Origin of the sequence: Escherichia sp. MOD1-EC6300 (assembly GCF_002965045.1) — a bacterium.
GTDB lineage: Bacteria > Pseudomonadota > Gammaproteobacteria > Enterobacterales > Enterobacteriaceae > Escherichia > Escherichia coli_F.
Map to the genome: position 1 here is coordinate 125,619 of NZ_PTRH01000007.1, position 13,546 is coordinate 139,164.

Below are 13,546 nucleotides of genomic sequence, written 5' to 3' on the forward strand. Positions count from 1 at the left end.
TTAACGTACCTTCAGCGTTGCCAGACCAATCAGGACCAGCATCAGCGAAATAATCCAGAAGCGCACAATGACACGCGGTTCCGGCCAGCCTTTCAGTTCATAGTGGTGATGAATCGGTGCCATGCGGAAAATACGTTGTCCGCGCAGTTTAAAGGAGCCGACCTGCAGGATGACGGAAAGCGTTTCTACCACGAACACGCCCCCCATAATCACCAGCAGGAATTCCTGACGCAGCAGCACGGCGATAATGCCCAGCGCGCCACCTAACGCCAGCGAACCTACATCGCCCATAAAGACTTGCGCCGGATAGGTGTTAAACCACAGGAAGCCCAGCCCTGCCCCGACTATCGCGGTACAGACAATGACCAGTTCCCCGGCGTGTCGCAGATACGGTATGTGTAAATAGCTGGCAAAGTTCATGTTGCCGGTTGCCCATGCCACCAGCGCAAAACCACCGGCGACGAATACAGTCGGCATAATCGCCAGGCCATCAAGACCATCGGTCAGGTTTACCGCGTTGCCGGTGCCCACAATGACGAAGTAAGCCAGCAGAATGTAGAACAGCCCCAACTGCGGCATCACATCTTTAAAGAACGGGACCACCAGCTGCGTTGCGGGCGTGTCTTTCCCGGCAAGATACAGCGCAAAGGCAACGCCCAGCGCGATCACCGACATCCAGAAATACTTCCAGCGCGCAATCAGGCCCTTGGTGTCTTTACGCACCACTTTGCGATAGTCGTCGACAAAACCAATGATGCCGTAACCCACCAGCACCACGAGTACGCACCAGACGTACGGGTTGGAAGGGTAAGCCCACAGCAGCACGGAGATCACAATCGCTGTCAGGATCATAATCCCGCCCATGGTCGGCGTACCGCGCTTGCTGAAGTGTGATTCAGGACCGTCGTTACGCACTACCTGACCAAAGGAAAGTTTTTGCAAATGAGCAATCATGCGCGGGCCCATCCACAATGAGATGAACAGCGCAGTCAGCAGGCTGACGATGGCGCGAAACGTCAGATAGGAAAAGACGTTAAAGCCGGAATAATATTTGACCAAATGTTCGGCCAGCCAAACTAACATGTCCCATTCTCCTGTAAAGCGCGTACTACCTCTTCCATGGCAGCACTACGTGAACCCTTAACTAAAATCGTAATTACCTGTTGCTCAGCAATCAGTGATTTAAGACGTGTGATAAGCGCAGTTTTATCGGCAAAATGTTCACCAACGCCGCTGGCGGTACTGATAGCATGGCTTTGTTTACCCACACTTAACACGCGGTCAATACCCGCCGCCTTCGCCGCTTCGCCCACCTGTACATGGCAGGCCTCGCTTTCAGCGCCCAGTTCCGCCATATCGCCCACCACCAGCACACGGTAGCCCGGCATTTCAGCCAGTACCTGAACAGCGGCGGTCATGGAGCCGACGTTAGCGTTGTAGGAGTCGTCGAGCAGCAACTGATTTTCCGCCAGTTGAATGGGGAACAGACGGCCAGGAACAGCTTTCAGATTTGCCAGCCCCGCTTTAATAGCATCAAGCGTTGCGCCCACGGACATGGAGAGCGCAGCGGCTGCCAGCGCATTCGCAATATTGTGACGCCCCGGCAACGGCAGCAGAACATCGACGCTACCCGTTGGGGTTTGCAGCGTAAATTCCGTACCGTGCGAGGTCACGTGGATATTGGTGGCGGTGAAATCGCTGTTGTTAGCATTCGGTGAGAAGCGCCACACTTTGCGTGAGCCAATCACACTCTGCCAGTTCAGCCAGTCGTTGTTGTCGGCATTCATAATGGCGATACCGTTTTCCGGCAGGCCGCTAAAGATTTCACCTTTCGCTTTCGCGACACCCGCAAGCGAGCCAAAACCTTCCAGATGCGCCGCTGCCAGGTTGTTGACCAGCGCCGCTTCCGGGCGAGTCAGACTCACAGTCCAGGCAATTTCGCCCTGATGGTTCGCGCCAAGTTCAATTACTGCGTAATCGTACTCTGGCGTTAAGCGCAACAGCGTCATCGGTACACCGATGTCGTTGTTGAGATTGCCTGCCGTATAAAGCGTGTTGCCACACTGGCTTAAAATCGCTGCCGTCATCTCTTTAACGGAGGTTTTGCCGGAGGAACCGGTCAGAGCAACCACGCGCGCCGGAACTTGCTGGCGAACCCATGCAGCCAGTTCACCAAACGCCAGACGAGTATCCTTGACGATTACCTGCGGCAGATCGATATCCAGCGGACGGCTAACCAGTAGTGCCCCCGCACCGCCAGCTTTCGCCTGGTCAGCAAAATCATGGGCATCGAAACGTTCGCCTTTCAGGGCAACAAACAGGCAACCCGGCGTCAGTTTTCGCGTGTCAGTGGTTACAGCATCAAGGGTGATATCTGCCCCTTTTAGTTCACCGTTGAGAATATCGGTAAGTTGGCTAAGGGTTACGCTAATCATGCAATTACCCCCAGCAGACGCGCTACCGTGACGCGATCGGAATAGTCGAGACGCTGATTGCCAACAATCTGGTAATCTTCATGGCCTTTGCCCGCGACCAGTACCACATCGTTCTCTTTAGCCTGCATAACGGCGCAAGTCACCGCTTCAGCGCGGCCTTCCATCACTTTGGCATGTCCGGCATCTAACATTCCCGCCAGAATATCGTTGATGATGGCACGCGGCTCTTCGGTACGCGGGTTATCGTCCGTCACCACCGCCACGTCAGCAAACTCTTCAGCAATTGCTCCCATCAGTGGACGCTTACCTTTATCGCGATCGCCACCACAGCCAAAGACGCACCACAGCTTGCCCGCACAGTGCAAACGCGCCGCCTGTAAGGCTTTTTCCAGTGCATCTGGCGTATGCGCGTAATCCACCACTACCGTCGGTTTGCCTGGCGCAGTGAACACTTCCATACGTCCACAAACCGGCTGCAGGCGTGCGGCAGTTTTCAGCAGGTCAGCCAACGGATAGCCCAGCGCCAGCAGCGTCGCCAGCGCCAGCAGCAAGTTGCTGACGTTAAAAGCGCCCATCAGATGGCTTTCAATTTCGCCATCGCCCCAGCTTGAGCTAAAGCGAATAGTCGCACCGCTGTCGTGATAGTTCACTTCAGTCGCTTTCAACCAGCGTCCGTGACAGTTCGGATTGATATGATCTTCCATTGATACCGCAACCGCGTCCGGCAGTTTTGCCAGCCAGCGGCGGCCCACTTCATCGTCGGCGTTAATAATCGCCTGACCGCAATGATGCTCAGAATAAAGCAGCCATTTCGCGGCTTCGTAGTGTTCCATATCACCATGATAATCAAGGTGATCGCGGCTTAAGTTGGTAAAGACCGACGCCGCAAATTTCAATGCCGCCACACGGTGCTGTACCAGTCCGTGGGAGGAAACTTCCATTGCGCAAAAAGTCGCGCCCTGATCCACCAGTCCCGCCAGCTCATGCTGAACATCGACTGCCGAACCGGTGGTATTTTCTGTCGGGATCACTTTTCCCAGCAGGCCGTTACCAACAGTCCCCATTACCGCGCTGGTTTCGCCAAGCAGTTGGCTCCACTGCGCCAGCAGCTGGGTAGTCGTGGTTTTGCCGTTGGTGCCCGTTACGCCCACGAGACGTAAATTGTCAGAGGGTTCATGGTAAAAGCGGCCCGCCAGTGCAGATAAACGCTCATTGAGCTGGCTGAGATAGATGACTGGTACGCCGTGCATTTCACGGATTTCACCGTCGGTCGCCTCATCTTTCGCCTCTGCAATAATGGCAGCCACACCTTGCGCTATCGCCTGCGGGATATATCGACGCCCGTCCGCCTGATGACCTACTACAGCTACAAAGAGATCGCCCGCCGCAGCCACACGGCTGTCGAGTGTCATCTCTCGCAGTGCTCGCGAAGGTGCGTCTGGCACCCACGGAGCAAGAAGGTCGCGCAAATTACGATCTGCCACCTGTCCCCTCGCCTTGATTAATCACAAATTCATTTTTATCACCCGTTGTCAGCGCATCCGGCTCGATGTTCATGGTACGCAATACGCCGCCCATGATGGCACCAAAGACCGGCGCGGAAACGGCGCCGCCGTAGTATTTACCCGCCTGCGGATCGTTGATAACAACAACCAGCGCGAAGCGCGGCTGACTCGCAGGCGCAACGCCTGCGGTATAAGCAATATATTTATTGATGTAGCGACCGTCCGGCCCGACCTTTTTCGCGGTACCGGTTTTAATGGCGATACGATAGCCTTTAATCGCCGCCTTCACGCCGCCGCCGCCCGGTAGCGCCACGCTTTCCATCATATGCACTACGGTGCGAACAATGGATTCCGGGAAGACACGTTCACCAGGAACCGGGGGGTCAACTTTGGTAATCGACAGTGGGCGATAAATGCCGTAGCTGCCGATAGTTGCGTAGACTCGCGCTAACTGTAACGGTGTTACCATTAGCCCGTAGCCGAAAGAGAAGGTGGCCCTCTCTATGTCAGACCACCGTTGTTTTTGAGGATATAAGCCACTGCGTTCTCCGACCAACCCCAAATTGGTCGCTTTTCCCAGTCCAAAACGTGAGTAAGTATCTACTAACGCTGAGGACGGCATCGCTAACGCCAGTTTGGAAACACCGACGTTACTCGACTTCTGTAATACCCCGGTCAGGGTTAATTCGCTGTAGCGTGCCACGTCTTTGATTTCGTGGCCGTTAATTCGATAAGGAACGGTATTCAGTACCGAGTTTTCTCGCACCACGCCACGTTGCAACGCGGTCATCACCACCATCGGTTTGACCGTTGAGCCCGGTTCAAAGACGTCGGTAATGGTACGGTTACGCATCGCCTCTTTCGGCGTGCCACTCAGATTGTTTGGGTTGTATGACGGGCTGTTAGCCATCGCCAGCACTTCACCGGTGTTGACATCCACCAGCACGGCGCTACCAGATTCAGCTTTGTTAAAGGCCACCGCGTTGTTCAGTTCGCGATAAACCAGCGCCTGCAGGCGTTCATCAATACTCAGCGCCAGGTTGTGCGCCGCCTGACTGTCGGTGGAAGAGATATCTTCAATTACGCGACCATAGCGGTCTTTACGCACAATGCGCTCACCCGGCTGCCCGGTAAGCCATTTATCGAAACTCTTCTCGACGCCCTCAATCCCCTGACTATCGACGTTAGTAAAGCCGATGAGGTGAGCGGTCACTTCGCCGGATGGATAATAACGGCGAGATTCTTCACGCAGATGAATCCCCGGCAGTTTCAGTTTTTTGATGTACTCTGCCATGTCAGGGTTTACCTGACGCGCCAGATAAATAAAGCGCCCTTTCGGGTTAGCGTTAATGCGAGCTGAGAGCTGATCCAATGGAATGTTGAGCGCGTTAGCCAACGCCTTCCAGCGGTCACCGACGCTGATACCACCAGCGTCATGCACCTCTTTCGGGTCAGCCCAAATCGCTTTTACCGGCACGCTCACCGCTAACGGGCGACCAGAACGGTCAGTAATCATGCCGCGGGAGGTGGAAACTTGCTGAACGCGAAGAGAACGCATGTCGCCCTCTTTTACCAGCATATCCGGGGAGATAACTTGTAACCACGCTACGCGTCCGAGCAGAAAAGCCAGCGCCAGGAGAATACAGCCGCATAACAACGCAAAACGCCAACTGATAAAGTTGGCATGTTCTTCCTGACGTTTTGGTTTCTGCGTTTTCGCCGCTGCTTTCATGCGTCGCGTTTATCCTTATTTTTGCACTACGATATTTTCTTGTGACGGATCAACATGCTGCATTTGCAGCTTTTCCGTGGCGATCCTTTCCACCCGGCTATGGTCGCCGAGCGCATTCTCTTCAAGGATCAGGTTGCGCCATTCAATGTCTAAAGCATCTCGCTCCAGCACCAGTTGTTCGCGCTGAGCGGTCAGTAAACGGGTATGGTGCGCCGTGGTTACCACGGTCACCGCCGTCAAAATAATGCAAATGAACAGGCAGAGTGGCAGCTTCCCAAATCGCAAAAGATCGTCACCGATAACACCAGGCAATGCATGGCGCTCGTGGCTTCCCATCGATCCTTTAACTTTGCTTAGAGCTTCTGTCACTCTGCTGATCATGCGTTCGTCCTCTCTGCAATACGCAGAACTGAACTACGGGCACGAGGGTTCTCAGCCACCTCTTCTTCGCCCGGCATTAACTTGCCTAGTGCTCGCAGCTGACGGCCACCCAGTTTTTTGAGCTGCTCTTCAGTCATCGGTAACCCTGCCGGAACTTGCGGACCACGGCTGTTTTCACGCATAAAGCGTTTCACAATGCGGTCTTCCAGCGAGTGGAAGCTGATGATCGAGAGCCGCCCCCCCGGGGCCAGCACGTTGAGCGAGCTTTTTAGCGCCTGCTCTATCTCCTCCAGTTCACTGTTTACCCAAATGCGCACCGCCTGGAAGGTACGGGTCGCGGGATGTTTGAATTTGTCTTTCACCGGCGTTGCGGCAGCCACGACTTCCGCCAGTTCTTTGGTGCGGGTCATCGGCTGTTCGCGGTTTCGCTCGACAATGGCGCGGGCAATGCGTTTGGCAAAACGCTCTTCACCATAGGTTTTCAATACCCAGGCGATATCGGCTTCTTCTGCGGTTTGTAGCCATTCAGCGGCTGACTGCCCACGGGTTGGGTCCATACGCATGTCCAGCGGGCCATCGCGCATAAAGGAAAAGCCGCGTTCTGCATCATCAAGTTGCGGTGAAGAGACACCAAGATCGAGGAGAATGCCGTCGATCTTGCCGATAAGATCGCGCTCGGCAACGTATTCGCCCAGCGCGGAGAAAGGTCCATGGATGATGGAGAAGCGCGGATCATCAATAGTCTTCGCAACGGCGATAGCCTGCGGGTCGCGATCGATCGCCAGCAAACGCCCCTCTTCGCCAAGCTGCGAGAGGATCAGACGTGAGTGACCACCGCGACCAAAAGTCCCATCAATGTAGATGCCATCAGGACGGATATTGAGGCCATTAACGGCTTCATCCAGCAGCACCGTAGTATGTTTATAGTTTTCCATCATTTTATAGAGACAAGTCCTGCAGTCGCTCCGATAAGTCTCCAGTAGCCAACTGCTCTGCGTCGATATCTTCCTTGACCTGTTGATGCCAGGTTGTTTCATCCCACAGCTCAAACTTGTTGAACTGTCCAACCAGCATCACTTCTTTTGTCAGACCGGCATGTTGCCGCAGTACTGGCGCGATTAACAATCGACCGGCGCCATCCATCTGACATTCGCTGGCATGACCTAACAGAAGGCGCTGCACACGGCGCTCAACCGGGTTCATGCTCGACAGACGCGATAATTTTTGCTCGATAATTTCCCATTCAGGCAGGGGGTAAAGCAGCAGGCACGGGTGATGAATGTCAATGGTGCAAACCATTTGACCGGCAGCGTTCTCAAGCAGCTGTTCCCGATAACGGGTAGGCACTGATAAGCGCCCTTTGCTGTCGAGATTGACTAACGTTGCTCCCCGGAACATGCCAGCCTCACCCCTTATTCCCACTTTGCCCCACAATTTCCCACTGAAAGGAGTTTACGGAGCGGAGGAAAAGCTTGTCAAGCCAGTCACAAGGCATACCGAGGTAAAAAACCCGATGTTTACGGCTAATATCAGCGTTGTTTATTTTACGTCCAACGTGCGAAGCAAATTAACGTTATGAATAGCTGTAAGAAAAAATCCCTCATCGTCATCACCGTTTTAAAATGACTAACTATTTTCCACAGCAAATATAAAGTGTCAGTTTGCGACGCGAGCGGCATTTTAGGACATATCTTCCCCGGTTAACAGTCCCTGTTGCGTCTGTGTGGCGCTTGATGCCAGCAGGTTTGCGCAAAAGCAAAGAAAAGTGTTTGTTAAATCGGCAATTCATCTCTGCATGTAACAAAATAATGCAAAAACGCTCTGTCAATATTGCTTAATTATTGTGAATTTCAGCAGGTGAGTTAATTAATGGGCGGGTTTAAAAGCATTTATCAATAATAGCCAGGAATAGTCTTATTTACTTTAAGGATATTGATGTCCATTCCCGTACTCGACGCGCCAATGAGAAATTCACTGGCGCGTATTTTTGTTCGCGGCTTAGTTACGGCTGAGCACGCCGCGGCGATAGAGATTACGTTTAATGCGCGTTAACCCAGGTTTTGGCTTACGCGGTTCGTCCAGGCTTGCCAGGACAATTTCCAGCACACGCTCTGCGACATCGCGGTGACGTTGAGCCACTGCCAGCACCGGGCACTGTAAGAAGTCGAGCAGTTCGTTATCGCCAAAGGTGGCAATTGCCAGGTCAGAAGGCAGTTTGCCATCGCGACGCAGCGTGACATCCATCACCCCTTGCAACAACGCAAACGACGTTGTGAACAGCGCCTGCGGCATCGGATGCGTTTCCAGCCATTTTTCGAATAACTGGGCAGCCGCCTCCCGCTCATAACTGTTGGCATAAAGGAAATGCACTTCGCGCGGATCATCTTTCCAGGCAGTACGGAAACCTTGCTCACGCAAGAAGCTCACAGAAAGCTCCGGCAGCGCGCCAAGATAAAGCACCGTCTCGGCGGGAAACTTACGTAACTCTTCCGCCAGCATTTCGGCATCATCCTGATCGGCACCAACCACGCTGGTGAAGTGTTCACGATCGAGGGCGCGGTCCAGCGCGACAATCGGGAACGGGTCGTTAGCCCAGCGTTGATAAAAAGGATGCTCTGGTGGCAACGACGTCGAAACAATAATGGCATCAACCTGACGCTGTAGAAGATGCTCAATACAACGCATTTCGTTGTCTGGCTGATCTTCTGAGCAAGCAATCAGCAGTTGATAACCCCGTTGCCGCGCCTGACGTTCAAGATAATTAGCGATGCGAGTATAGCTGGTGTTCTCCAGATCGGGGATCACAAGACCAATAGAACGTGTGCGTCCAGCACGAAGCCCAGCTGCCACGGCGTTCGGGTGGTAATTGTGCTCACGCACCACAGCCATGACTTTTTCAACGGTTTTGTCGCTCACACGGTATTGCTTCGCTTTGCCGTTAATAACATAGCTTGCAGTGGTCCGCGACACTCCCGCTAGCCGAGCGATTTCATCCAGTTTCACAATTGCCCCTTGCGTAAAATGTAAAAACCATAGCCATTGTACTGGTATGGGTTAAATTCATTAACATCTAAGCGCAGAAAATTAACTGCGGCAACTGCTTTTATTCCAGGTTCCCACTGAATTCGCAAAAAAAGCCCAACGTGACATGTTGGGCTGCAAATTGCGCATTGAGATCATTCTCAACGCATTATTTTATCGCCGCGCGAAAGTCCAACTACACCAGAGCGAGCAACTTCCACAATTTTCGCCACATCGCGAATCGATGTTAAAAATGCATCAAGCTTATCGCTGGTGCCTGCCAGTTGGACGGTGTAAAGCGATGGCGTGACATCGATGATTTGCCCACGAAATATTTCCGTATTGCGCTTCACTTCGTCACGTCCGTAGCCGCTGGCCTGAATTTTCACCAGCATAATTTCCCGCTCGACGTGCGCCCCCTGCCCCAGCTCGCTCACGCGCAAGACATCGACCAGTTTGTGTAATTGCTTTTCGATCTGCTCAAGCACTTTTTCATCGCCCACGGTCTGGATGGTCATACGCGATAATGTCGGATCGTCGGTGGGCGCAACGGTCAGGCTTTCAATGTTGTACCCACGTTGGGAAAAAAGGCCAATCACGCGGGATAACGCGCCTGATTCATTTTCGAGTAAGACTGATAATATCCGGCGCATAATCAGGTTCTCTCCGTTTTGCTTAACCACATTTCATCCATTCCGCCCCCGCGAATCTGCATCGGGTAGACGTGCTCACTGCCATCGACGGTAACATCAACAAAGACCAGACGATTATTGCGCACCTGTTCCAGCGCCTCGCTAAGTTTGCTTTCCAGCTCTTGCGGATGAGAAATCTGGATCCCAACATGCCCATAGGCTTCCGCCAGACGGACGAAATCGGGTAGCGATTGCATATAAGATTGTGAATGGCGGCCGGAATAGATCATGTCCTGCCACTGCTTCACCATCCCCAGATAGCGATTATTAAGATTCACCACCAATACCGGCAACTCGTATTGCAAGGCGGTAGACAGTTCCTGAATGTTCATCTGAATACTGCCGTCACCAGTGACGCAAACCACGGTTTCTTCTGGCAGCGCCATTTTGACGCCCAGTGCCGCAGGTAAACCAAACCCCATCGTGCCGAGGCCACCAGAGTTAATCCAGCGACGCGGTTTGTCGAAAGGATAATAAAGTGCGGCGAACATCTGGTGCTGCCCGACATCAGACGTCACGTAAGCGTCCCCCTTCGTCAGTCGCCAAAGAGTCTCGATAACCGCCTGCGGTTTAATCTTTTCACTGTGAATATCGTATTTCAGGCACTGACGAGCACGCCACTGTTCAATCTGCTGCCACCAATCGCGGATCTCATCCAGCGGTTGATGGGCAGATTCTTGCGACAGGAGTTCAAGTATTTGTTCGAGGACCTGGCGGGCATCTCCAACAATCGGGATATCAGCAGTCACAGTTTTAGAAATGGAAGTAGGATCAATATCGATATGCAGAACCGTGGCATTTGGGCAGTACTTCGCCAGATTGTTCGTCGTTCGATCATCAAAACGTACCCCGACGGCAAAAATCACATCCGCGTTATGCATCGTCATATTGGCTTCGTAGGTACCGTGCATTCCCAACATGCCCAGTGCCTGACGATGCGTTGCTGGAAACGCCCCCAGCCCCATTAATGAGGAAACAACGGGCAGATTCAACGCCTCCACCGTGTCTTTCAACTGCTGATGGCAGCCCGCCGTGATTGCCCCACCGCCTACATACACAACCGGTTTTTTTGCCGCCACCAGCGTTTGCAGAGCGCGCTTAATTTGCCCTTTATGTCCGGAGGTCGTGGGATTATAAGACCGCATACTGACCGACTCCGGCCAGACATAGGGTAATTTGTTCGCCGGATTTAGAATATCTTTCGGTAAATCAACGACCACGGGTCCAGGACGACCACTTGCCGCCAGCCAGAAAGCCTTTTTCAGCACCTGCGGAATGTCTTCCGTTTGCTTAACCAGAAAACTGTGCTTCACCACTGGGCGGGAAATTCCCACCATGTCGCACTCCTGAAAAGCATCGTAGCCTATCAACGAAGTTGCTACCTGCCCGGAAAGAACAACCAAGGGAATGGAGTCCATATAAGCGGTGGCGATGCCGGTAATCGCATTGGTCGCCCCTGGCCCCGATGTTACCAGCACGACGCCGACTTCCCCGGTCGCGCGTGCCAGACCATCGGCCATATGCACCGCCGCCTGCTCATGACGAACTAATACATGATCGATACCACCCACGGTATGCAATGCATCGTAAATATCAAGGACCGCGCCTCCGGGATAACCGAATACTTGTTTAACGCCCTGATCGATAAGCGATCGGACGACCATCTCGGCTCCAGACAACATCTCCATGGCCTGCCTCACTGTTTAACGGAAAAATGTGTAAAACACATTAACCGCCCGATCTTGCTTAAGCAATTGGTAGCCAGAGACATAAATACGAGGTAATAAGAATAAACAGGAGGAAAGGTGAAAAGAAACGATAAAATCCTCCATTACGGAGGATTAAATTGATAATAAATCGGCTAAATCCCACAACTTACAGCAATTTCTCTATTTTTTTAATTAATCCTAAAATAGTGAACTCACACATTCAGAATAAAATTCTATATTCAATAAAAAATACAGAATAAATCAGTAATCAATATCTGACCTATTCTGCATTCAGTTAGCGTTTGCAAATTGAGACTAATTGCTCTTCCATCCACTGATGGCCTTTGTCGCGCCCGGCAGCTTCATGCCAGGAGAGATAACAGGTTCTGCTATTTTGTTTTAATGGCAGCGGTAATACCTGTAACTCTAAAGATTCAGCGAACTCTTCAGCCAGCCAACGCGGCGCAATAGCGACCAGATGCGTTTGCGACACCACGCTCAGTACACTCATCATTGCCATGCCCTGATACGCGATACTGGCTTGTTTATCTACCGTGTCATACCACGGTTGACTAAATGACGCGAAACGATCGAGCGAAACTGCCGCATGTTGTTCGTTATAAACATCATGTTTCAGTAACGGGCCTTTAATTGTTGGATGATTTTTGCTGGCTACCAGCACCATTTCATCTTTAAATAATGGCACACTGGTAAATTCAGGACGATGGAAGTCTTCATAACTAATCACAAACTCCGTTTCCTGATAACGCAGTTGATGTTCAGTGTTCTGATTTAATGAAGACTTGAACATAACATGTATATTTGGCGCAGTTTGCTCAATGTGATTATAAATCTGCGAGGTCAGAATGCTGTCTAACGGACTGCAAACACAAAGATGAAATACACGTTCACTGCTCGCGGGTTCAAAACCTGAACCTGGCAATTCATTTTGTACTAATTGCAATGCCTGACGAACTGAACCAAAAAGTTGAAATGCGCGAGCAGTCGGTTGAATGCCACGGCCATAACGAACAAAAAGCTCGTCATTAAACATCACCTTCAGGCGTGCAACCGCGTTACTGACCGCAGGTTGCGACATCCCCAGAACATGAGCGGCACGGGTGATGTTTTGCTCCTGCATCACGGCATCGAAAACGGTTAATAAGTTGAGATCGACCATGCGTAGTTGTGGCTTGCTTAACTCCGCCGTCTCTGGTTGATCTGTTTGTACCTCTGGCATACTTAACTCCACTGTCACACTTAACTCCCTTTCCCTTATTGGAATGCAGAGAAATAATCCTCGAGAATATGATTTATCATGCATATAAAATAAGAAAAAGGAAAATGAGAAAAATTAGGAAAACATAAAGATACGGGTTCTTATAAAAACAGAACCCATTGCCGAGTAAAGAGTCATTTACCGCAGCATAATAATCCATAATGTTTTTGTTGCGAAAACAATCTAATCATAACTACCGCGAATACTCAATCATCCACAAAATGGATTAAATGTGCTTTTTTAATAATTAATTTATATGTTTAATGCATTAATTCTTAACATTAATAGAACAATAATATTCACCAAATGAATATCAAAAAATTAGCAAAACATATAATTCAATACAAATCATCAAGATAGGTTTTGTAACGCGTGCATTTTATCCCCCTTTTCCTCGTTGATTAGATGCAAAAATTTATTCTGAAATATGTCAACCGATGAAAAGCGTCGGTGGTTAAGCAGAAATTAATATCGCTTGTTTTAACCACCGCAGCACAATTAGCTAATTTGACGAATGCAGAACTCACTCTGGCGGAACGTTTTTGTTGCGTCAGGGTTGACATCCGTTTTTGTATCCAGTAACTCTAAAAGCATATCGTATTCATCTGGAGCTGATTTAATGACTCACATCGTTCGCTTTATCGGTCTACTACTACTAAACGCATCTTCTTTGCGCGGTAGACGAGTGAGCGGCATTCAGCATTAAGCCAGCACGCAGTCAAACAAAAAACCCGCGCCATTGCGCGGGTTTTTTTATGCCCGAAGCGAGGCGCTCAAAAAGAGACAAGGACC

The 13,546-nt window shown here is 51.2% G+C and carries 14 protein-coding genes; 2 read left to right on the forward strand and 12 right to left on the reverse strand.

Annotated elements, in window-relative coordinates; genetic code table 11:
• From mraY to ilvI, 11 genes are all read right to left on the reverse strand, one after another.
• Positions 1 to 1,083: a phospho-N-acetylmuramoyl-pentapeptide-transferase gene (gene mraY / locus BGE37_RS12870; RefSeq protein WP_000964122.1), complete on the reverse strand. Its 1,083-nt coding sequence runs from the start codon at positions 1,081 to 1,083 to the stop codon at positions 1 to 3.
• On the reverse strand, positions 1,077 to 2,435 hold the full coding sequence (gene murF / locus BGE37_RS12875; RefSeq protein WP_105288070.1) for a UDP-N-acetylmuramoyl-tripeptide--D-alanyl-D-alanine ligase: 1,359 nt from the start codon (positions 2,433 to 2,435) through the stop codon (positions 1,077 to 1,079). Before murF ends, mraY begins: the two co-directional genes overlap by 7 nt.
• Positions 2,432 to 3,919 (reverse strand): UDP-N-acetylmuramoyl-L-alanyl-D-glutamate--2,6-diaminopimelate ligase, encoded by a 1,488-nt coding sequence (gene murE / locus BGE37_RS12880; protein ID WP_000785124.1) that lies wholly within the window; start codon positions 3,917 to 3,919, stop codon positions 2,432 to 2,434. The genes murF and murE overlap by 4 nt, the downstream gene beginning before the upstream one ends.
• Positions 3,906 to 5,672 carry a peptidoglycan glycosyltransferase FtsI gene (ftsI, locus tag BGE37_RS12885; protein ID WP_000642212.1) on the reverse strand — a complete coding sequence of 589 codons (1,767 nt, stop codon included), beginning with the start codon at positions 5,670 to 5,672 and terminating at the stop codon, positions 3,906 to 3,908. Before ftsI ends, murE begins: the two co-directional genes overlap by 14 nt.
• A gap of 15 nt (positions 5,673 to 5,687) precedes the next feature.
• Positions 5,688 to 6,053 (reverse strand): cell division protein FtsL, encoded by a 366-nt coding sequence (gene ftsL / locus BGE37_RS12890; protein WP_000625658.1) that lies wholly within the window; start codon positions 6,051 to 6,053, stop codon positions 5,688 to 5,690.
• On the reverse strand, positions 6,050 to 6,991 hold the full coding sequence (gene rsmH, locus BGE37_RS12895) for a 16S rRNA (cytosine(1402)-N(4))-methyltransferase RsmH (protein ID WP_000970479.1): 942 nt from the start codon (positions 6,989 to 6,991) through the stop codon (positions 6,050 to 6,052). The genes ftsL and rsmH overlap by 4 nt, the downstream gene beginning before the upstream one ends.
• A gap of 1 nt (position 6,992) precedes the next feature.
• Positions 6,993 to 7,451, reverse strand: coding sequence for a division/cell wall cluster transcriptional repressor MraZ (mraZ, locus tag BGE37_RS12900; protein WP_001295770.1), 459 nt, complete (start codon positions 7,449 to 7,451; stop codon positions 6,993 to 6,995).
• A 600-nt stretch (positions 7,452 to 8,051) separates the two neighbouring features.
• Positions 8,052 to 9,056, reverse strand: coding sequence for a catabolite repressor/activator (cra, locus tag BGE37_RS12910; RefSeq protein ID WP_000762400.1), 1,005 nt, complete (start codon positions 9,054 to 9,056; stop codon positions 8,052 to 8,054).
• 81 nt (positions 9,057 to 9,137) lie between these two features.
• A complete protein-coding gene (locus BGE37_RS12915) occupies positions 9,138 to 9,224 on the reverse strand; it encodes a hypothetical protein (RefSeq protein WP_032160836.1) in 87 nt (28 codons plus the stop codon).
• A gap of 11 nt (positions 9,225 to 9,235) precedes the next feature.
• On the reverse strand, positions 9,236 to 9,727 hold the full coding sequence (gene ilvN / locus BGE37_RS12920; RefSeq protein ID WP_105277281.1) for an acetolactate synthase small subunit: 492 nt from the start codon (positions 9,725 to 9,727) through the stop codon (positions 9,236 to 9,238).
• A 2-nt stretch (positions 9,728 to 9,729) separates the two neighbouring features.
• Positions 9,730 to 11,454, reverse strand: a complete 1,725-nt coding sequence (gene ilvI / locus BGE37_RS12925) for an acetolactate synthase 3 large subunit (protein ID WP_032183198.1) — start codon at positions 11,452 to 11,454, stop codon at positions 9,730 to 9,732.
• Positions 11,455 to 11,571: 117 nt separating this feature from the next.
• On the opposite strand from ilvI, the gene BGE37_RS25445 reads away from it, so the two are divergent.
• Positions 11,572 to 11,616: a hypothetical protein gene (locus BGE37_RS25445; protein WP_175565144.1), complete on the forward strand. Its 45-nt coding sequence runs from the start codon at positions 11,572 to 11,574 to the stop codon at positions 11,614 to 11,616.
• Positions 11,617 to 11,770: 154 nt separating this feature from the next.
• Here BGE37_RS25445 and leuO read toward each other — a convergent pair whose 3' ends face one another.
• A complete protein-coding gene (gene leuO, locus BGE37_RS12930) occupies positions 11,771 to 12,715 on the reverse strand; it encodes a transcriptional regulator LeuO (RefSeq protein WP_001361829.1) in 945 nt (314 codons plus the stop codon).
• A 658-nt stretch (positions 12,716 to 13,373) separates the two neighbouring features.
• On the opposite strand from leuO, the gene leuL reads away from it, so the two are divergent.
• On the forward strand, positions 13,374 to 13,460 hold the full coding sequence (leuL, locus tag BGE37_RS12935; RefSeq protein WP_001300467.1) for a leu operon leader peptide: 87 nt from the start codon (positions 13,374 to 13,376) through the stop codon (positions 13,458 to 13,460).
• Positions 13,461 to 13,546 lie beyond the last annotated feature (86 nt).